The sequence below is a fragment of the Streptomyces aureocirculatus genome, assembly GCF_000720475.1.
Classification (GTDB): Bacteria; Actinomycetota; Actinomycetes; order Streptomycetales; family Streptomycetaceae; genus Streptomyces; species Streptomyces aureocirculatus.
Window position 1 is genome coordinate 23,505 of sequence record NZ_JOAP01000011.1, and the last position, 21,697, is coordinate 45,201.

Sequence of the window (21,697 nt, forward strand, 5' to 3'; positions counted from 1 at the left end):
GACGTCGGCGCGTGTCGCGCTACTGAGCGGCTCGCTTCGCGCCGCCGAACGCCGCGATGGCGGCTATCGCGAAGAACACGAAGGTCATCGCGTCGGCGTCGTTCGACCACGCCTCCTGGAGCGCGTCGAAGTGGTCGAAAAAGATGTCGGAGAACGCCAGGCCGGTCTTGTCGGCGATGACCATCGCCGCGCCGATGAGCTGGCCGAGGTAGACCGCGCCGAGCGAGAAGAGGGCACTGAGGACCCCGAGCGCCGGGTTGGCGCCGCCCGTCTTGCCCGCAGCCAGACCCACGACGAAGCCGACGCCGACGGCGGCCCAGCCGATCTCGTGCTCGGTGGCACCGATGATCGCTCCGTAGATGCCCGCGGCCACCAGGGCTGCCACCAGGGCGACGGCCACGCCGAGGCCGATGTTGTTCCGGGCGGCCGGACCGGGCGGCGGCGGGAAGCCGCCGGGCTGCGGCTGCTGCGGGAAGGGGTTGTACGGCTGCTGCGGCTGCTGGCCGTAAGGCTGCTGGGGCTGCTGCGGGTAGCCGTAGCCGGGCTGGCCGCCGTAGGGCTGCTGGGGCTGGCCGTAAGGCTGCTGCGGCTGGCCGTAGGGCTGCTGGCCGCCCTGGCCTGGAGGCGTGGGCTGGGTCATGAGATTTCCCCCTGGGACATCGGTGCACTGGTGTGCGGTAAGTGACTGGTTCCGCACGGTAGCAGCAGCGGGTCATGGCCCCCAGGGGGATCGGTGAAGGATCAGAGGCGGTGCGCGGCGCCCGCCGGAGTGGCACCCCTGGTGTCAAGCAGGAGCTGGGCCTTCACGGCCAGGCCCTGGAGATCGTAGGTGCGGTGGTGCTGGAGCAGGATCGTCAGATCGGCGTCGGCGGCCGCTTCGTAGAGGGTGTCCGCGCGGGGCACGGGATGGCCGAGAACGTTCCAGTGGCCGACGTAGGGATCGTGATAACTGACGGCCGCGCCGAGCTCCCGGAGGCGGACGGCGATCTCCTGGGCGGGGGCGCCCGCCTGGTCGGCGACGTCCGGCTTGTAGGTGACGCCGAGAAGCAGGACGCGGGCGCCGCGCGCGGACTTGCCGTGCTCGTTGAGCAGGGTCGCGGCACGCTGGATCACATAGCCCGGCATGCGGTCGTTGACCTGCTGGGCGAGTTCGACCATGCGCAGCGGGCGGATGCCGCGTGTGGGTCCTGGCACGTCCAGGGGGAGCCCGTGGCCGCCGACGCCGGGTCCCGGCCGGAACGCCTGGAAGCCGAACGGCTTGGTCTCGGCGCAGCGGATGACGTCCCACAGGTCGATGCCGAGGTCGTGGCAGAGCACGGCCATCTCGTTGACCAGGGCCATGTTCACGTGCCGGTAGTTGGTCTCCAGGAGGTGCACGGTCTCGGCCTCCCGCGGCCCGCGCGCGCGGACGACCTTGTCGGTGAGGCGGCCGTAGAAGGCGGCTGCGGACTCCGTGCAGGCGGGGGTGAGGCCGCCGATGACCTTGGGGGTGCCGGCGTAGCCGTGGGTGCGGTTGCCCGGGTCGATGCGGCCGGGGGAGTAGGCGAGGTGGAAGTCGCGTCCGGCGCGCAGGCCCGAGCCCTCTTCGAGGAGGGGGCGCAGGAATTCCTCTGTGGTTCCGGGGTACGCGGGTGACTCCAGGATGACCGTGGTGTGCGGGCGCAGGCGCGCGGCCAGGGCGCGGGCGGCCTCGGCCACCTGGCCGAGGTCCAGTGATCCGTCCGCGGCCGGGGGCGTGGGCGCGCAGATGACGGCGGTGCGGACGCGGCCGAGCTCGGCGGGGTCGGTGGTCGGCCGGAAGCCCCCCGCGAGCATCCGGCGGACGTCGGCGGCGGTGAGCGTCCCTTCGGTGCCGTCGCCCGGAAGGCGCCCGCAGGCCAGGTCGGGTGCGCGGGCGGGGTCGTAGCCGACGGTGGCGACGCCGCCTGCGGCGGCGGCCTGGGCGAGGGGGAGGCCGAGGTGGCCGAGGCCGATGACGGCGAGGTCAGCTGGCATGGCGGTGAGCCGTCCTTCCCAATAGCCGAGCGGATGTAGCCAAAGCGTGTCGATCGCGCAAGTCCTGTGGACAGAACGGGCGACCGCAATGTCAGACTAGGAGTAAATATGACCGATTTGCGGGATTGGGCTGCTCAGAAACTCGGAGTGTTGTCGGCGCGGGGACCGGCACCGGGGCCGGGAGGCCGGGGTTTATCCACAGGCGGCGCCCTCGCCCGGCGGACCCGGCGGGAATCTGGGCATGATGTGAGCGCGACCACACCCGAACAGCACGGGAGGCAGCGGTGAGGACAGCGACTCTTGGCCCGGCGGAGCGCGCCGGGGCACTGGCGGGCATGGCCGAGCACGAGCTGGACGTCCTGGTCGTGGGCGCGGGCGTGGTCGGCGCGGGCACAGCCCTCGACGCGGTCACCCGCGGCCTGAGCACGGGCCTGGTGGAGGCCAGGGACTGGGCGTCGGGCACGTCGAGCCGGTCGAGCAAGCTGATCCACGGCGGCCTGCGCTATCTGGAGATGCTGGACTTCGCCCTGGTCCGCGAGGCCCTCAAGGAGCGCGGCCTGCTGCTCGAACGGCTCGCACCCCATCTGGTGAAGCCCGTCCCGTTCCTGTATCCGCTCCAGCACAAGGGCTGGGAGCGGTTGTACGCGGGCTCGGGCGTAGCCCTGTACGACGCCATGTCGATGGCCCGCGGCCACGGCCGGGGCCTGCCGGGCCACCGCCACCTGACCCGGCGTCACGCCCAGCGCGTGGCCCCGTGCCTGAAGAAGGAAGCCCTCGTCGGCGCCCTGCAGTACTACGACGCCCAGATGGACGACGCCCGCTATGTGGCCACGCTGGTGCGCACCGCCGCGGCCTATGGGGCGAAGGTCGCCAACCGTGCCCGTGTCACCGGGTTCCTGCGCGAGGGCGAGCGTGTGGTCGGCGCCCGGGTGCAGGACGTCGAGGCCGGCGGGGAGTACGAGGTCCGGGCCAAACAGGTAGTGAACGCCACGGGCGTGTGGACCGACGACACCCAGGCGATGGTCGGCGAGCGCGGCCAGTTCCACGTCCGCGCGTCCAAGGGCATCCACCTGGTGGTCCCCAAGGACCGCATCAACTCCTCCACGGGCCTGATCCTGCGCACGGAGAAGAGCGTCCTCTTCGTCATCCCCTGGGGCCGGCACTGGATCATCGGGACGACGGACACCGACTGGGACCTGGACAAGGCCCACCCCGCGGCCTCCAGCGCGGACATCGACTATCTCCTGGAGCATGTGAACTCGGTGCTCGCGGTCCCGCTCTCCCGCGACGACGTCCAGGGTGTGTACGCGGGCCTGCGGCCCCTGCTCGCCGGCGAGTCGGAGGCCACCAGCAAGCTGTCGCGCGAGCACACGGTCGCGCACCCCGCCCCGGGCCTGGTCGTCATCGCGGGCGGCAAGTACACGACGTACCGCGTGATGGCCAAGGACGCCGTGGACGAGGCGGTGCACGGTCTGGACCAGCGCGTCGCGGAGTGCGTCACGGAGGACGTCCCGCTCGTCGGGGCCGAGGGATATCGCGCCCTGTGGAACGCCCGCGCCGGCATCGCCGCCCGCACGGGCCTGCATGTGGTCCGCGTGGAACACCTGTTGAACCGGTACGGCGCACTGGCGGAGGAAGTGCTCGAACTGGTCGCCGCCGACCCGTCCCTGGGCAACCCCCTCGGCGCGGCCGACGACTATCTGCGCGCCGAAGTCGTCTACGCCGCGTCCCACGAAGGCGCCCGCCATCTCGACGACGTCCTCACGCGCCGCACGCGCATCTCCATCGAGACCTTCGACCGCGGCACCCGCAGCGCCCGTGAGTGCGCGGACCTGATGGCGCCGGTGCTCGGCTGGGACAAGGACCAGATCGAGCGCGAAGTGCAGCACTACGAGAAGCGGGTGGAGGCCGAGCGCGAATCGCAGCGCCAGCCCGACGACCTGACGGCGGACGCGGCGCGGCTCGGGGCGCCGGACATCGTGCCGCTGTGACCCGTGGGCCGCGGTGGGCCGACGAGCCCACCGCGGGGCCCGACAGCTCGGTGACACGCCAGGGCCGGGACTGTCAACAAGTAGGCAGGTTGTCAGCAAGCAGTCAAGGAGTGGTCAGGGGTTCTGGGCGGTTTGACCCGAGGAGGGCGGCCAAGGGAGTTATGGGTGGGGTGGTTTGGGCTGGTGTGCAGGGGTGGGGCGGCCCCGGGTGTCCATGATGTGGGACGCCGGACCCGCGGCATTGACCGGTCCCCGGGTGAGGGACAATGAAGGCTCTGTCAGGGCGGGTTGTGCGGGTAGTTGAGGGGACGCATGTCGGAGGCGGAGCAGGCGGGCGAGGCTCGTCAGGATCAGAGCGCACGTCTCCTCGCGGGGCGGTACCGGCTCGGTGACGTGCTCGGCCGTGGCGGCATGGGCACCGTCTGGCGGGCCAAGGACGAGACGCTCGGCCGCACGGTCGCGGTGAAGGAGCTGCGCTTCCCGTCGAGCATCGACGAGGACGAGAAGCGGCGCCTCATCACGCGCACGCTGCGCGAGGCCAAGGCGATCGCCCGGATCCGCAACACCAGCGCCGTGACGGTCTACGACGTGGTCGACGAGGACGACCGCCCCTGGATCGTGATGGAGCTCGTCGAGGGCAAGTCCCTCGCCGAAGCCGTCCGCGAGGACGGGCTCCTGACGCCGCGGCGGGCCGCGGAGGTCGGCCTCGCCGTGCTCGACGTGCTGCGCTCTGCCCACCGCGAGGGCATCCTGCACCGCGACGTGAAGCCGTCCAACGTGCTCATCGCCGAGGACGGCCGCGTCGTCCTCACGGACTTCGGCATCGCGCAGGTCGAGGGCGACCCGTCCATCACGTCGACGGGCATGCTCGTCGGCGCCCCCTCGTACATCTCGCCGGAGCGTGCCCGCGGCCACAAGCCTGGCCCCGCGGCCGACATGTGGTCGCTCGGCGGTCTGATCTACGCGGCCGTGGAGGGCGTGCCTCCGTACGACAAGGGCTCGGCCATAGCGACCCTCACCGCCGTGATGACCGAGGCGGTCGAACCCCCGAAGAACGCCGGGCCGTTGCTGGAGAAGGTCATCTACGGCCTGCTCGCCAAGGACCCCGAGCAGCGGCTCGACGACGCGAGCGCGCGGGCGATGCTCCAGGAAGTCATCAACGCGCCCGACCTTCCTGAGCCCAAGGCGCAGGACGAGCCGTTGGACGCGACGAAGGTGGTGCCGCTGCCGCCGATTCCGCCGCAGGCGCCGGGGGATCGTGCGCCGGGTTCTACGGGTGCCAAGGGTCCCAAGGGTTCCTCGGGTTCCCCGGGTCCCGTGGGATCGGCGGGTTCTGCCGGTTCTTCGGGTTCCGCGGGTGCTTCGGGAATCCGTAAGGGCGAGGAGGCCGCGGAACGGCTGAAGGGCGCGTTCCGCTCGGTGCGCAAGAAGGCGGCCGCGGCGACGGCTCGTGGCGCGGGCGCCGGTGCGGGTGCCGGTGCCGCGGGGTCCGGAGTGGCTGCTTCGTCCGGGGCGGTCGGCGTGGGCGACCGCGGGGCCGGTGCGGGTGAGCGGGGCGGCAAGCGTGGTGCTGGTGCTGGTGCTGGTGCTGGTACGGGTACGAGCACGGGCGCGGGCGCGGGTGCGGCGCTGGGGGGCGGTTCGGGTCCGGCCTCGGGCAAGGGCGCGGGTACGGGCAAGGGCGCGGGTACGGGCGCAGGGGCGGCCGGTGCGGGTGTCGGGGGCGGCGTGCACTCCGTCGGCGCCGGATCGGGTTCGCACGGCGCTGCCCGGGTCCCGGCGCAGCCTGGCGGGTCGCCGAGGCCGCCGGCCCGGGCGCCGCTCACCGACGTGGTGCCCCGGCGCACCCTGGTGATCATCGCGGTGGCCGTCGCACTCGCCGTCCTCGGCACGGTCCTCGCCTTCGCCCTCAGTGGCGATGACAGCTCGAACAGCGGCAAGGGCGACAAGAACGGAGACTCGTCCTCGTCCAGCGGCGCCACCGCGGGCGGCGAGGGCGAGGACAAGGGTTCCGGCAAGGACGAGGACTCCGGCTCCGGTGCCGACAAGGGCAAGGGCGACCAGGGCGGCCAGGGCAAGGAGAAGGAGGACGACTCCGACCCGGACTCCGGCAAGGACGACTCCGGGCAGGGTTCGGCCATCGGCGGCGGCAAGGGTTCGCAAGACGGCGCCGAGGAGACGTACAAGCACTCCCAGGGCTTCTCGATCGGTCTGCCGAAGGGCTGGAAGTTCCGTTCGACCGACCGCGCGGGCGCCCGCTTCACCGGGCCGAACGACCAGAAGCTGCTGATCGGCTGGACCACGACGCCCAAGGACAACCCGGTGGCGGACTGGAAGAACCAGGAGTCGGCCATGCGCAGGGCGCAGTACGACCGCATCCGCATAGAGAAGGTCGGTTTCCGCGGCTGGAACACGGCGGACTGGGAATTCACCTACGTGGACGGCGGCACCAAGTACCGCTCGGTGGACCGCGGCTTCATAGTGAACGGCGGCCTGGGCTACGGAATGATGTACACCGCGAAGGCGGACGACTGGGGGAGCGACCAGCGTCGCGACACCTGGCAGACGTTCACCCGGACCTTCGAGCCCAAGAAGTGACGGCGGGGCGGGGCCGGTGAGATCTCGCATCCCCTCAATACGGTTCGGTTGTGGCACGTATCGTGAGTGCTTGCGGAGGGTAAGCAGCCGCAACGAGCCGTAAGACGAACGGAATTGACCGCCGGGCGGATCGGGGGAGGCATCGTGGACGACTATGCGGGACGGGTACTCGCCGACCGCTACCGCCTGCCCCTGCCCCCGGCCGACGAGTACGAACTCGCAGAGACCCGAGCCTTCGACACCTACAGCGGCCAGGAAGTCCTGGTCAGGCAGGTGCCGCTGCCCGAGATCGTCGAGGCCGAGGTGCTCGGCGACGAGGCGTACGGGGACCAGGCGTACGGCGACGAGGCGTATGGCGACGGTGACCTGAGCGACGTCCTGCCCGGCGGGCTGCCCAAGGGGTTCCGTAGCGCGCGCGGGAGCGCGGCGCAGGGTGGCGCCCGGCGCGCGGGGCCGCGCGCGACGCGCAGGCCGAGCGACCCCGCGGTGCTGCGCGCCATAGAGGCCGCGCAGGCCGCCGCGCGCATCCCCGACCACCCCCGGCTCGACCAGATCTTCGATGTGTTCGCCGAGGGCGGGTCGTTGTGGATAGTGAGTGAACGGGTGGCGGCCCGTCCGCTCGCGGCGTTATTGGCCGACAAGCCGCTGGACCCGTTCCGGGCCGCGGAGCTCGCGGCCGATGTCGTCACGGCCCTGCGCGTGCTGCACGCACATGGCTGGGTGCACCGGAACATCACCGCGCGCACGGTCCTCGTCTGCGACGACGGCCGCGTGATGCTGACGGGCCTCGCCGCGGGCGCGGCGGAAGAGGCGCTGTGCGGGTACGACCCGCGGCCCGAGGAGGACGACTTCGCGGGCTTCACGGTGCCCGAGGGGGGCGGCCCGCTGGAGCAGGCGCCGGATCACTCTCTTGAGGGGCCTGGGCCTGGGCTTGGGCCTGAGTCCGCGCCTGCGCCGGAGGCACGGGCTTCCGGGGGCGACGAGTACGGCGGTCGTGACGAGTACGGCGGTCGTGACGAGTACGCAGACAGCGCGTACGAGGGGCGTGCGGGGCGCGGGCACGCCGATGAGCATGACGGGCACGGCGGCGTCGACGAGTACGGTGACCGCGACGGCGGCGGTGACGGGTACGGGTACGGCGACGGCGGCCGTGACGGGTACGAGTACGGTGACCGCGACAGCGGCGGTGATGGGTACGAGAGTGACCGCGGCGGCGGCCGCGACGGGTACGGCGACCGCGACGGCGACCGCGACGGCGACCGCGACGGCGACCGCGACGGGTACGAGTACGGCGGCCATGACGGGTACGGGTACGAGTACGGCGGGCCGGGCGAGGGCATCGGGGCGCGTGGGCACGCCGCGATCGAGGTGGCGCGGCGCGCGGACGACCCCCTGGGCGGGGCCGGGGCCGAGCCCTACGGCGGGACGGAGACCTACGCCGGGCCCGAGCAACAGGGCGGCCCCGAGTCATACGCCGGAAGCGAGCGTGCCGCCGGGCCGGAGTCCTACGCCGGAGCCAAGCCGTACGGCACCGCCGAGCGGGATCTGCGGGCGGCGCGGGCCGGGGCCATCGCCGCGTACCGGGCGGGTGCCGCGCGTGCCGCGGCCCGGGTGAGCGAGGCCGAGCGCGGCGCCGACGCGGCCGCTCTGGAGGCGGACAGTGGCGCCGGTGGTCAGGTGGGGCACATCGCGGACCCGTACGGCGTCCGGGAGCGGCAGCAGACGCCGTGGCACGGAGCCGTGCCGCGCACCGAGGCCGTCCCCGCGCAGGGCACCCCGGGCGCGCGCGGCGCACACGACCCCCAGCAGGCGCACGAAACCCGGTACGCGCCGGGCGCACGCCCGCCCCAGGCGAAGGCGCTGACCAAGCAGGTCCCGCCCGCACGGCAGCCCGCGCCCTCCACGTCGGCTCCGCAAGCCGCCCCCGCCGCCCCCGACGGCGACGCCACCAACCCCACCGACGACCACCCGCGCGAGAGCGGCTGGGGCGACCCGGCGGGTGCGCGCAGGCCGCGCCGTGGTCCCGCCACCGCGCTGGCCGCCGAGCGGGCCCGGCACGCCCGGATGACCGTCGTCGGCGCCGTCACCGAGCGGTGGGCGCCGGAGCAGGCGGGCCCCGTGCACGAGAACTGGCAGTTGGCCGCGCCCATCGGTCCCGCGACCGACCTGTGGGCGCTCGGCGCGCTGCTCTTCCGTGCCGTCCAGGGCCACGCGCCGTACCCGGAGGACAGCACGGCCGAGCTGGTGCAGTTGGTGTGCGCGGAGCCGCCCGCGTTCGCGGAGGAGTGCGGTCCGCTGCGGCCCGTCGTCGAGTCGCTGCTGCGTCAGGACCCCACCGAGCGGATCGACTTCGAGGAGCTGAGCGGCTGGCTGCGCTCCCTCGTGCGGTCGGCGCCGGAGCCCGAGGCGGGCGCGCACGTGGTGCCCGCGCCCCCGTACGACGGCGGCAGGCTGCCCGTCGTACGCCGTCGGGGCGAGATGGTCCGCAAGCGACGCCCGCCCGCCCCCGTACCGACCGGCGACGGCACCGCGCACGGTCGTCACAAGCGCGGCAGGGAGCGGGACAGGGCACGCGGCCGGGAGCACGGCGCCGAACGGGCCCGTGACACCAGGCCGGTGCGCGCGCCGCGGCCCGAGCGCGCGCCACGGCCGGCGAGTGGCCCCCGTTCGCTTGGGCGGCTGCTGATCGTCGTGATACTCGCCGGTCTGGTGGCGGCTGTCGCGTACGCGATGCTGTTCATGCCCAAGTCCGATGAGAACGAGGGCGCGGGGCGCACCGGCAACGCGGGCGGGGCGAGCACGGAACCCGTCGGTGGTCACCCGAGCCCGGACGGCGAACCCGGAGGCGGCGGTTCCGGTGGCGCCGACGGCGAGACCGGCAAGTCGCCCGCCCCGGAGGAGACCCCCGGCTCGCAGGAGCCGCAGACCACCGACCCCGATGTCGCGGCGGGCTTCACGGTGCGCAAGGACGCCGAGGGCTTCCGCGTCGCCGTGGCCAACGGCTGGGACCGGCACCCGAAGAACGGCCGTGGCCAGGTCGTGTACACGCACGGAAGGTTCGAACTGCTCGTCGTTCCCGGCCGCGACAGCACCGGCGACCACGGCACGGACCCGATGAAGTACCAGAAGGAGGACGAACACGAACTCCAGCCGTTCCGCGACTCGTCCTGGGCCACCTCCAGCGGTCTGCGCCGGGTGGACGTGGGCGGCCGCTCCATGGCCGAGGGCCAGTTCACCTGGCAGGGTGCCGACGGCGCCGAGGTCTACGTACGCAATCTCGCGATGGTCGTGGACGGGAAGTACCACGTCCTTCAGGTGCGTGGGCCGGAGGCCGAACGGGACGAGGTGACCCGGCTGTACGAGCAGGCGTCGAGTTCGTACCGGGTCACAGGCTGACCGATCCTGTCCGCAGGAAGGTCGCCTACCGACCGCATCCGTCCGCCGGAAGGTCGTACCGGCCACAACCGTCCGCTGGGAGGTCATGTACCGACCGCGTCCGTCCGGTGTCGGGTCGTCAAATGTCCACGTCAGCCTCGTGTCCGGCCGCTCGCCCGACCCGCGCCGGGCCTCCGTCAGCGTCACAGTGCTGTCTCCGATAACCCCCTCCCTTTCCCTGCGCGTGCACTGCTCCTTAATCTGGGCACTGGCAAACCTCAGGAACCTGGCCCTGTCAATACCGACTGCGGGGGAACGTGAATCAGATGCAGGGCCTGCTCCTCGCCGGCCGTTACCGGCTCGGTGAGTCCATCGGCAGCGGCGGCATGGGCCGCGTATGGCGTGCGCGCGACGAGGTGCTGCACCGCGTCGTGGCCGTCAAGGAGCTGACGGCGGCACAGTGGGTGCAGGAGGCCGAGCGCGAGGTCCTGCTCACCCGGACGCAGACGGAGGCGCGCGCTCAGGCGCAGATCAACCACTCCGCGGTCGTCACGGTCCACGACGTGCTCGAGTACGACGACCGGCCCTGGATCGTGATGGAGCTCGTCGAGGGGCACTCGCTCGCGGACGCCGTCAGGGAGCAGGGCCGCATCGAGCCGCGCGAGGCCGCCCGCATCGGCCTGTGGGTTCTGCGGGCCCTGCGCGCCGCGCACGGCGCCGGGGTGCTGCACCGTGACATCAAGCCCGGCAACGTGCTGCTCTCCGAGGACGGCCGGGTCCTCCTCACCGACTTCGGCATCGCCGCGATCGAGGGCGACTCGACCATCACCCGCACCGGGGAAGTCGTCGGCTCCGTGGACTACTTGGCGCCCGAGCGGGTCAGCGGCGCGAACCCGGGTCCCGCCGCCGACCTGTGGGCGCTCGGCGCCACGCTGTACACGGCCGTCGAGGGCAACTCGCCGTTCCGGCGCACCTCGCCGCTCGGCACGATGCAGGCCGTGGTGACCGAGGAGCCCGAGCCCTCCACGTACGCGGACGCGCTCGGGCCCGTCATCTCCGCGCTGCTTCGCAAGGACCCGGACGCGCGGCCGACGGCGGCCGAGGCGGAGCGGATGCTGGCCGAGGCGGCGGAGGGGCGGTATCCGGGCCCCGCGCAGGGGTACGTGCCCACGCGGGTGCACGAGGAGACGCCACCGGGGGGTCATACTCCGGCCCCGCACTCGCCGACGCCGCCGCACTCCCAGCCCCAGCCACCCCAGCAGCCCCAGCCACCCCAGCAGGCCTACCAGCCCTACCAGGCCCAGCAGCCCCCGCACGCCGCGTCCGCGCAGCACACGCCGCACACGCCGCACACCTCCGCTCCGCACCTCCAGGCCCCGTACGGCACGGCCGCCACGCACACCGCGGCGACCACACACGGCGCCGGAACCCCGTACGCCACCACCGCCCCCACAGCCACCGGATCGGGTGCCGGACGCCGTCACTGGCCCCGGGTGGTCGCCCTGGTCGCGGCGGCGGCGCTGCTCGGTGGTGGCGCGGTGTTCGGCTATCTGCAGTTCGGCGGTGGCGACGGCGACCGCAAGGAGGTGAGCCAGGGGCAGGACGGCGGCAAGGAGAAGGACGGCAAGGGCAAGGGCGGCGACGTCGTCGGCGGTGTGCCCGAGGACTGGGTCCGGGTGAACGACGTGGAGGGCTTCAGCCTCATGCTGCCCAAGGGCTGGGAACGGCGCGTGGACGGCAGCCAGATCGACTACACGCCCGACGACGGCCGCCGCTTCCTACGCATCGGCATCGACCGCAGCCCGGACTACGCCAATCCGTACCAGCACCAGCTCGCCCTGGAGAAGCAGGTGCAGAAGTCGCCCGGCTACCGGCGTCTGCACATGAGCTCCAACACCTTCCTCGAACGGCCGGGCGCGCTCTGGGAATTCGCCTGGAACGGTGGGGCCAGCGACACCACGAAGGGCCCGCGGCGCGCCGTCTCGCAGTCGTACGTCACCGCGGGCAACGTCGAATACGTGATCTACATGTCGGCGCCGGAGGAGAACTGGGGCGAGGCCCGGAAACAGTTCGACGCGGTGCTGCGCGGCTGGCGCGTCTGACACCGGCCGCTCACCGTCGCATACGGGCCTGAACTGGCCGCTTTCCCGGGCGGAGAGGATCCGCGGCCAGACCTGTGGGGCATGATGGCCGCATGGGGAGCCTGGGTGACCGTACCCGAGTCATCGCCGGCCGGTACCGCTTGGAGGTACGGATCGGCGGGGGTGGCATGGGCGTCGTGTGGCGCGCGACCGATCAGCTCCTCGGCCGCCGTGTCGCCGTCAAGGAACTGCCCCTGGGCGAGACGCTCTCCGAGGAGGAGGCCGCGGAGCAGCGCGAGCGCACCCTGCGCGAGGCGCGTGCGGTCGCGCAGTTGCAGCATCCGCACATCATCGTGGTGCACGACGTCGTCGTCCATCAGGAACGTCCGTACATTGTCATGGAGTTGATCGAGGGCAGTTCGCTCGCCGGGCGGATCGCCAGGTCGGGGCCGATCGGCCCGCAGGCCGCCGCGCGTATCGGCCTCGACCTGCTCGGCGCCCTCGGCACCGCGCACGCCGCGGGCGTCCTGCACCGTGACCTCAAGCCCGCCAACGTCCTCCTGGAAGAAGCCACGGGCCGGGTCGTGCTCACGGACTTCGGTATCGCGCAGGTCTCCGGCGCGACGACGCTCACGGAGAGCGGTACGTTCGTCGGCTCACCGGAGTACACCGCGCCGGAGCGGATGTCCGGTGAGCGCAGCGGTCCGAAGTCCGACCTGTGGTCGCTGGGCGCGCTGTTGGTGGCCGCGGTCAGCGGCGAGTCGCCGTTCCGGCGCGATTCGATCGGCGGGGTGCTGCACGCCGTCGTCTTCGACGACATACGGCCGCCTCCCGGCGCCGAGCCGATCGCACCCGTCGTCCGCGGCCTCCTCCAACGCGACCCGGAGCGCCGCCTGGACGCGGCCGGCGCGGAGCGGTTGCTGCGCGAGTACGTTGCCACCGGGGTGATGCCGCCGCTGCCCGGGGAGGAGCCGGGGTCGGGGTGGCGGCTGCTCGCACTGCGTGCGGGGCGTGCGGGGCGCACGGAGCGTGCGGGGCGGGCGGCGCGCCCCCGGTTGACGCGACTTTCCGGTTTGTACGGGCTTCCTGGTCGCCGTCCGCTTGGCCGGGGCGCCCTGCCCGGCGGGGGCCAGGCGCGTGACCGGGGGGATCCGTCTGCTCGCGGTGAGGTGCCTGAGTGGCCTGAGCGGGGGGACTCGGCTGCCCGCGGTGACGTGCCTGCCCGTGGTGACGCGCCTGCCCGTGGTGACCCGCCCGGCTGGGGGGAGCCGCGTGGCCGTGGTGACCCGCATGCCTGGGGTGATCCGCCCGTCCACGAAGACGCGCCCACCCGCGGTGACGAGCCCGCCTGGAGGCACCCGCCCGCGCACGAAGACGCGCCCACCCGCGGTGACGAGCCCGCCTGGGGGCACCCGCCCGCCCGCGGTGACGCGCCCGCCTGGGGGGCTCCGCCCACGCGAGGCGACCCGCCCACGCGAGGCGACCCGCCCGCCCAGGGCGGCCCCTCCGTGCCCAAGCGCGCCGCGCCGCCCTGGCATCCGCCCGGCCGCAGGGCCAGGCCCGGGCCGCCCCACCCGTCCGCCCCGCTCGCCGTACCGGCGTTACGACGGGGCCGCACCATGCTCATCGCCGCCGCCCTCGTCGCCGCCGTGGCGGTCGGTGCCGTGTCGGCCGCGGTGCTGCTGCTCGGGCGGGACGGGGACGGGGTGCGGACCGTGCCGCCCAGTTCGGTGGCCCCGGACGCGTCCGACGACTCCGTGCCGCGGCCGACGGCGACCTCGACGGTCACCAGGACCCCGGACACCGCCCGCCCGTCCACCCCCGAGGCGCCCCAGAACTACCGCATAGCCAAGGACCCGCGCGGTTTCACCCTCGCCGTGCCCAAGGGCTACGTCCGGGAGACGGACGGCCCGCGCACCTACTACAGCTCACCGGGCGGAGTCGTCCGCATCGGCATCGACAAGGACACCACCGCGCCGGGGAACCCACTCGCCGCCCAGCGCCGCTCCGACGCCGCGGGCCCGCGCGACCTCCGCGGCTACCGCGACGGCGAGGTCACCGAGACCACCCGCAACGGCAGGCCCGCCGCCCTGTGGCAGTACACCTGGGACGGCTCCGGCGCCGACGGCGGCGCCCGGCACACCTTCGACCTGTGCTGGGAGGAGAACGGCCGGATGTATCACGTCTGGGTGTCCTCGCCGGTGGACCGGGTGCGCGAGGCACGCCGGTACTTCGACACGGCGGTGGACACCTTCGTACGCCGCTGACGTGCGCACGCTCCCCAGTGGTCGCCCCGTCGTCGCCCCCGTCGTCACCCTCGCTCGCGTACGTGCCCCCGCGTTCACGTGCGTACGTCGCCGAAGTTCCCGGATCGTGCATCGCCCCGGTCACAACTGGGGGCCGTGGCTGGAATACGGGGTGCCCCGCACGGTAGGGATGGGGGCATGAGTAACGACGGGGGATCCACGTACGGCCCGAACGAGACCACCAGCTACGGCCTGCAACCACCGCAGCCCCCACAGCACCCCGTACCTTCCCCGCACCCCGTACCTTCGCAACCCTCCGTACCTTCGCCACCTTCGCCGCAGCACGCCTCGCCCACCCAGGTCACACGGGCCGAGCCCGGTTCGGGCCGTCTCGTCGGCGGGCGTTACCGCCTGCTCTCCAAGCTGGGCCACGGCGGCATGGGCACGGTGTGGCGGGCCAAGGACGAGACGGTGGACCGTGAGGTGGCCGTCAAGGAGCCGCGCGTACCGGACCACCTGCCGGAGCGTGAGCGCGCCAACGCCTTCGAGCGGATGCGCAGGGAGGCGCGGGCGGCCGCCCGGCTCGACCACCCGGCCGTGGTCAATGTGCACGACGTCGTCGTCGAGGACGGCAGGCCGTGGATCGTGATGGAGTTCGTGCAGGGCCGTTCGCTCGGCGCGGCGCTGCGGGACGAGGGCACGCTCGGGGTGCGGGACGCGGCCCGGGTGGGCCTGGAGGTGCTCGGCGCGCTGGAGGCCGCGCACGCCGCGGGCGTCCTGCACCGCGACGTGAAGCCGGACAACGTGATGCTCGGCAGACACGACCGCGTCGTGCTCACCGACTTCGGCATCGCCCAGATCGAGGGCGAGACCAATCTGACCGACACCGGCGGCTTCGTCGGCTCGCCCGAGTTCATCGCCCCTGAGCGGGTGCTCGGCCAGCGTCCTGGCCCGGCGTCCGACCTGTGGTCGCTGGGCGTGGTGCTGTACGCGGCGACCGAGGGTGTCTCGCCGTTCCGCCGCAACAACACCCCCGCCACGCTCCAGTCCGTCCTGAACGCGACGCCCGCCGCGCCCGCGTCCGCGCGGGGCCCGCTGGCCGACGCCATCAACGGCCTGCTGCACAAGGACCCCGCCCACCGCCCGAACGCCGCCCGGGTACGCGCGCTCCTGGAGGACGCCGCCAAGCCACCGGCGCCCCCGCAACTGCCGGCCACGCAGCTCGTGACCGGGTTCTCCGGCGACGGTGGGGCGGCCGGTGCGGGCGGCGCGGGGCCGGACCGCGGCAAGGGCGTGTTCCTCGGCCCCAAGGCGCTGGCGGCCGTCGGTGCCGTGGTCGTCGCCGCGGTGGCCGCGGGGGTGGTGCTCGCGGTGGACCCGTTCGGCGGCGCGTCGGACACGGAAGGGTGGACGCAACGCGAGGAGAAGAGCCTCGGGGCGACGCTCTCGGTGCCGGAGGGCTACCACAGGACCACGAACGACCAGACGCCCAAGGAGCACTGGGTCACGTACACGGACGCGAGCGGCGCCATCTCCCTCACCCTGGACCTCGCCAAGAAGTCCGAGGACGAACTGAACTACATCGCGGGCACGTCGATGGCCGAGGCGTACGAGGACATGAAGACGCTGGACGGCGGGGGTTCGGTGGGCGCGTTCAGCCCGGACGAGCTGGGGCGCGGCAAGAAGACGACGCAGGGGGAGTACCAGGGCGGGCAGTCCGCCGAGAACCTGATCCCGTACACCAACAAGGAAACCGACGTCACATACCCGCGCGAAGCCAAGGTCTTCTACTACAGGACCAAGGCGGGCGACATGTACAAGCTGTGGATCGACTACCCGGCCAGGAGCGACTTCACCGAGCGCGGGCGCGAGGTCGCGAAGACGGCGATCGACAACTTGGAGATCGCCAGGCCCTGAGGCCCCGAACATCCCGCCGCGGCCCCGGGAACGCCCTGATCAGCACCTTTGTCGCCAGCAGACACTGGCAACGTACGCAGGGGGCCGCGGCGCCGTGTGTGTGCGGGGTGAAACCTCATTACCCACGGGTACCCAAAGCGTCCGACCAGGCATACGCTCACCGTCATGACGGACTCGCTGGCCCCCGCAACGCCCCTCGGTACGAACCCGGTCGCCCCGGCACCCAGCGGCGCACGCACCGCCGCCGACGTGGTCACGCCGGAGCTGGTCGCCCAGCTCACCCGTGAGGTGATCGGCTCGGGCACGACTGCCAACCACATGCCGTTCACCGGCGAGAAGCTGGCCGATCTGCCCGAGGCCGCCCCGCGGGACGTGGCGACGGCCTTCGAGCGGGCCAGGGCCGCACAGGTCGCGTGGGCGCGCACGCCGGTGCGGCAGCGCGCCGCCGTGCTCCTTCGCTTCCACGACCTGGTGCTCCAGCGCCAGGCCGAGGTCCTCGACCTCATCCAACTGGAGACCGGCAAGGCGCGGCTGCACGCGCACGAGGAGGTCCAGGCCGTCGCCGTCGCGGCCCGCCACTACGGCCGCCGCGCCGCCGCCTATCTGAACCCCAAGCGGCACACCGGCGTCGTACCGGTCCTCACCAAGGTCACCGAACTGCGCCAGCCGCGCGGCGTCGTCGGCCAGATAGCCCCGTGGAACTACCCCCTGGAGCTGTCCATCGGCGACGCCCTGCCCGCCCTTGTCGCGGGCAACGCCCTGGTGATGAAGCCCGACACCGAGACCGCCCTGACCGCGCTGTGGGCCCGCGACCTGATCATCGAGGCGGGTCTGCCCGCCGAGGTGTTCCAGGTGGTGCTCGGCGAGGGGCCCGTCATCGGCCCCGAGATCGTCAAGCACGCCGACTTCGTCTCCTTCACCGGCTCCACCCGCACCGGCCGTGAGGTCGCGACGGGCGCCGCGGCCCGCCTGGTCGGCGTCTCCCTGGAACTCGGCGGCAAGAACGCCATGCTGGTCCTGCACGACGCCGACGTGGAGAAGGCCGCCGCGGGCGCGGTGCGCGCCTGCTTCTCCTCCGCGGGCCAGCTCTGCATCTCCATCGAGCGTCTCTATGTGCACGAGGCCGTCGCGGACCTCTTCGTCGAGCGGTTCGCGGAGAAGACCAAGGCCATGCGGCTCGGCCGGTCCCTCGCCTACGGCGCCGAGATGGGTTCGCTCGTCGGCGAGCGGCAGTTGGAGACCACCCGGCGCCACGTCGACGAGGCCGTCGCCAAGGGCGCCACCGTCGTCGCGGGCGGCGTGGCCCGGCCCGACATCGGCCCCTACTTCTACGAGCCGACCATCCTGGAAGGCGTCGAGGCGCCGATGGCGGTCTGCACCGAGGAGACCTTCGGCCCGGTCGTCGCGATCTACCGCTTCACCGACGAGAACGAGGCCGTGGAGCTCGCCAACTCCACCTCCTACGGTCTCAACTCCTCCGTCTGGACGAAGGACGGCAGGCGCGGCCGGGACCTCGCCGCCCGCCTGCGCACCGGCACCGTCAACGTCAACGAGGGCTACGGGCCCGCCTACGGCAGCGTGCAGTCGCCGATGGGCGGCATGAAGGACTCCGGCCTCGGCCGCCGCCACGGCTCCGAGGGCATCCTCAAGTACACCGAGGCACAGACGGTGGCTCACCAGCGGATCGTCCCGCTTGCGCCGTCCTTCGGCATGGACGACGAGAAGTACGCGGCGTTCATGACGACGAGCCTGCGGCTCATGAAGGCGTTGCGCTTGCGCTGAGCCGAGCAGGGCGCCTCGCGGACCGGCGGGGTCTGGCGCGCCCGGCCCGGCGGATCCGCTCCGGCGGACCCGTTTCAGCGGACCCGTTCCAGCGGATCCATCTCGGCGGACCCGTTTCAGTGACCCGTTCTCGACCCCGTTTCAGTGACCCGTTCTCGACCCCGTTTCAGTGACCCGTTCTCGACGAGGAGAGTCGATGGCACAGGAGAGCTCTGTCCAGAACCCGGGCGACGACGATCGTGCCGACGAAGGGTACGACTACGACGTCCTCGTCATCGGATCCGGCTTCGGCGGCTCCGTATCGGCGTTGCGGCTCACGGAGAAGGGCTACCGCGTCGGCGTCCTGGAGGCGGGCCGCCGCTTCACGCGCGCGGAACTGCCCAAGAACTCCTGGGACATCAAGAACTACCTGTGGGCCCCGGCACTCGGCCTCTACGGCATCCAGCGCATCCATCTGCTCGGCAATGTGATGGTCCTGGCGGGCGCGGGCGTGGGCGGCGGGTCGCTGAACTACGCGAACACGCTCTACGTACCGCCTGCGGCGTTCTTCAACGATCCGCAGTGGAAGGACATCACCGACTGGCAGGACGAGCTGCGGCCGTACTACGAGCAGGCCAAGCGCATGCTCGGTGTGCGTACCAACCCCACGACCACCCCCTCCGACATTCATCTCCAGGCCGCCGCGCGGGCCATGGGAGTGGGCGACAGCTTCCACATGGCGCCGGTGGGCGTCTTCTTCGGCGACGGGCGGGACGCCACCGACGAGTCATCGGCCGGAGACTCCGCGACGGCCGACACCAAGTCAACGCCCGGCCCCGGCAGGGAAGTTCCCGACCCGTACTTCGGTGGTGCGGGCCCCACCCGCCGGGCCTGCAACGAGTGCGGCGAGTGCATGACGGGCTGCCGTCACGGCGCGAAGAACACCCTCACCGAGAACTACCTCTACCTCGCGGAGAAGGCCGGAGCCGTCATCCACCCGATGACGACCGTCGTGGCCCTCACCGAGGACTCGCGCGGCGGCTACGCGGTGGGGACGCTGCCCACGGACAACAAGCGCAAGGGCAAGGGCCGCACCTTCCGCGCCCGTCGCGTCGTCCTCGCCGCGGGCACCTACGGCACCCAGACCCTCCTGCACCGCATGAAGGACAACCATCTGCTGCCCCGCGTCTCCCCCCGCCTCGGCGAGCTGACCCGTACCAACTCCGAGGCCCTGGTGGGCGCCCAGACCACGGACCGCCGCTACCGCAAGCGCCACGGCGGCGCCCTCCTCGCCCCGGGCGGCAAGGTCGACTTCACCAGGGGCGTTGCCATCACCTCGTCCATCCACCCGAACGCCACGACCCACATCGAGCCCGTCCGCTACGGCAAGAAGTCCAACGCGATGGGCGGCCTGACGCTGCTCCAGGTCCCGTACACCCTCAAGGGCGGCAAGGCCCGCGTCGCCGGCTGGCTCGCCAACTCCGTGCGCCACCCGGTCCTGACGGCCCGCTCCCTGTCCAACCGGCGCTGGTCGGAGCGCACGATCATCGGCCTGGTCATGCAGACCCTGGACAACTCGCTCACCACGTACCGCAAGGAGAAGGGCATCGGCAAGGGCCTGCTCACCGCGCGGCAGGGCCACGGCGCGCCCAACCCCGGCCAGATCCCCGAGGCCACCCGGGCCGCGAGCCTCATCGCCGAGGAGATCAACGGCTTCGCCGGGTCCAATGTGGGCGAGTTGATGGGTACGCCGCTGACCGCGCACTTCCTCGGCGGCTGCCCGATCGGCGACCGCGCCGACACCGGCGTCATCGACGCCTACCACCGCCTGTACGGCCACCCGGGCATCTCCGTCGTCGACGGCGCCGCGGTCTCGGCGAACCTGGGCGTGAACCCCTCGCTGACGATCACCGCGCAGGCCGAGCGCGCCATGTCGTTCTGGCCCAACAAGGGCGCCGAGGACCCGCGTCCGCCGCAGGGGGCCGCGTACGTCCGGCTCGCGCCGGTCGAGCCCGAGCGCCCTGCGGTGCCGGACCACGCCTTCGGCGCGTTGCGGCTGCCGTTCCTCGGGGTGCCGACGGTGCCGCCGAAGAAGTAGCGGGGGCCGGGGTCGCCCCGTACGCGAAAGGACCTGCACCCCCCTCCGAGTGCAGGTCCCTCGCTTTCTCCGGCGGGTACGGCACCTCGGGGGCGCGTACGTCGCCGGTGGGCGGCGTCGCTTACGCGGCGCTGTCCGAGTGGGCGCGACGGCGCACGGCAAACACCGCGCCCGCGCCCGCGACGACGGCGATGCCACCGACGACGCCGATGGTCGGCAGCATGGAGTTGGAGCCGGTCTGGGCGAGGCTGCCGGTGGGCGCGATGTCCGTCACGGTCGTCTTCTTCACCGTCTTCACCGTCTTCGCGGACTTGACGGGCTTGACGACGATGCCCTGCGGCCGCACGTGCGGGGGCTCGGTGGCGTCCGGGACGGGCGTGGCCTCACCGGGGTCCTCGTTGTCGCTGCCGGCCTTCAGGACGGTGAACTCGAAGAGCGTGAACGCGTTGTGGCGGCAGTTCAGCTCGGAGTCCACGTAACCGCCGAGACCGAGCGCGTAGCTGTCGCCCGCGGGAGCCTTGGCGTTGATGTTCAGCCGCAGCTTGATCTCGACCTGCTCCTTGGCCGAGAGCGTCGTCCTGCCGAAGGCGACACCGTCCTCGACCTCGTCGACGATCGACTTCCAGCCCTTGGCCTCGGGGTCGTAGAACTGGATGCGCGCGTAGGTGCTCAGCCAGTCCTTCTCCTTCTCGCTCTCCGAGAAGTTGTCCGCGGCCACGAGCCACTCGACGTCACCGAGCTCCTCGTCGCTCGGGTTGGCCGCGGTCAGCTTGAACTCGTGCCAGCCGCCGCCCGCGGTGATCTTGCCGGGCAGGCCGGTCAGCCGGAGCTCCAGCTTGCTCTCCGCGTCCTCGCCGGTCTTCGGGTCGGACGGGCACTCGGTGGGCTCCGCCGTGGGCTTGCCGCCCTCGCGGGGTCCGGTGCCCTTGTCGCCCGGCTTCGCGTCGCCACCCGGCTTGGTGTCGCCACCCGGCTTCGCGTCGTCCTTGGGCTTGGTGTCGCCGCCGGGCTTCTTGCCGTCGGCGGGCTTGGTGTCGTCACCCGGCCTGTTGTCGTCGCCGGGCTTCGTGTCGTCACCGGGCTTGTTGTCGTCCCCGGGCTTCGTCGTGTCGCCGGGGGCGGGGGGCTGGTCGCCGGGCTCGGGGGCGCCGGGCTTCGTCGTGTCTCCCGGAGCGGGCGTGACGCCGGGAGGCGTCTCGCCGGAGCTCGCGGACGGCGCGCTGTTCGCATCCCCAGTTGCGAACGCGGCCGGGGCCGAGAGCAGCGCGAGCGGGGCGATCGCGGCTGTCGCGGCCGCGGTGGCCAGTGCACGGCGAAGCTTCATAAGACCTCAGAGAGTCCGGCGCACCGCGCGCCGCGCGATACGGAGGTGGAGGCCTCCGCGGCGGGCGCGGAAGTGGCCGTTGATACGCATGAATGACCTGCGTCGTCAGGGAATGGTTGCCCTGGGGCTCACAGAATTCTTATGTGGCTTGAGTCACATGTTCGACCCTCGGGAAGGTGCTTGGCTTGTGCGTCCGCCGTGGGGTGTCGTAGAACTTCCCCCGTTTGCAGGCGAGATGGGGCTCGTCCGCGGGCTCGTTGTGGGCTCGTCTGCGGGCTTGTCTGTGGGGCCCCACGGGGTTCAGCATGCCG

Annotated in this window: 11 protein-coding genes; 8 read left to right on the top strand and 3 right to left on the bottom strand. The window is 72.5% G+C overall.

The genetic code is table 11. The features are described 5' to 3' along the window. Window positions 1-19: 19 nt before the first annotated feature. Window positions 20-640, bottom strand: a complete 621-nt coding sequence (locus IG78_RS0112435) for a hypothetical protein (protein ID WP_030562201.1) — start codon at window positions 638-640, stop codon at window positions 20-22. 101 nt (window positions 641-741) lie between these two features. Further along, window positions 742-1,995 (bottom strand): nucleotide sugar dehydrogenase, encoded by a 1,254-nt coding sequence (locus IG78_RS0112440; RefSeq protein ID WP_030562203.1) that lies wholly within the window; start codon window positions 1,993-1,995, stop codon window positions 742-744. Window positions 1,996-2,279: 284 nt separating this feature from the next. Between IG78_RS0112440 and IG78_RS0112445 the strand changes: the two genes are divergently transcribed. The 8 genes from IG78_RS0112445 to IG78_RS0112485 all read left to right on the top strand — a co-directional run bounded on the left by IG78_RS0112445 (window position 2,280) and on the right by IG78_RS0112485 (window position 20,062). Beyond that, entirely contained in the window at window positions 2,280-3,986 is a 1,707-nt protein-coding gene (locus IG78_RS0112445) for a glycerol-3-phosphate dehydrogenase/oxidase (protein ID WP_030562205.1), read from the top strand. Window positions 3,987-4,298: 312 nt separating this feature from the next. Next, window positions 4,299-6,584 (top strand): serine/threonine-protein kinase, encoded by a 2,286-nt coding sequence (locus IG78_RS0112450; RefSeq protein ID WP_030562207.1) that lies wholly within the window; start codon window positions 4,299-4,301, stop codon window positions 6,582-6,584. Between the two features lie 144 nt (window positions 6,585-6,728). Next, window positions 6,729-9,980 carry a protein kinase gene (locus IG78_RS0112455; RefSeq protein ID WP_030562209.1) on the top strand — a complete coding sequence of 1,084 codons (3,252 nt, stop codon included), beginning with the start codon at window positions 6,729-6,731 and terminating at the stop codon, window positions 9,978-9,980. A 305-nt stretch (window positions 9,981-10,285) separates the two neighbouring features. Next, the gene (locus tag IG78_RS0112460) at window positions 10,286-12,061 is read left to right on the top strand and encodes a serine/threonine-protein kinase (RefSeq protein WP_030562211.1); all 1,776 of its coding nucleotides are present in this window, start codon (window positions 10,286-10,288) and stop codon (window positions 12,059-12,061) included. Window positions 12,062-12,153: 92 nt separating this feature from the next. Next, window positions 12,154-14,307 carry a serine/threonine-protein kinase gene (locus IG78_RS44870; RefSeq protein ID WP_031129224.1) on the top strand — a complete coding sequence of 718 codons (2,154 nt, stop codon included), beginning with the start codon at window positions 12,154-12,156 and terminating at the stop codon, window positions 14,305-14,307. Window positions 14,308-14,484: 177 nt separating this feature from the next. Continuing rightward, a complete protein-coding gene (locus IG78_RS0112475) occupies window positions 14,485-16,203 on the top strand; it encodes a serine/threonine-protein kinase (protein WP_030562213.1) in 1,719 nt (572 codons plus the stop codon). A 165-nt stretch (window positions 16,204-16,368) separates the two neighbouring features. Further along, on the top strand, window positions 16,369-17,985 hold the full coding sequence (locus tag IG78_RS0112480) for a succinic semialdehyde dehydrogenase (protein WP_030562214.1): 1,617 nt from the start codon (window positions 16,369-16,371) through the stop codon (window positions 17,983-17,985). Window positions 17,986-18,181: 196 nt separating this feature from the next. Further along, window positions 18,182-20,062, top strand: coding sequence for a GMC family oxidoreductase (locus tag IG78_RS0112485; RefSeq protein WP_030562215.1), 1,881 nt, complete (start codon window positions 18,182-18,184; stop codon window positions 20,060-20,062). A 121-nt stretch (window positions 20,063-20,183) separates the two neighbouring features. On the opposite strand, the gene IG78_RS0112490 is transcribed toward IG78_RS0112485, so the two are convergent. Beyond that, window positions 20,184-21,386 carry a hypothetical protein gene (locus tag IG78_RS0112490; protein ID WP_030562217.1) on the bottom strand — a complete coding sequence of 401 codons (1,203 nt, stop codon included), beginning with the start codon at window positions 21,384-21,386 and terminating at the stop codon, window positions 20,184-20,186. Window positions 21,387-21,697: the final 311 nt, after the last annotated feature.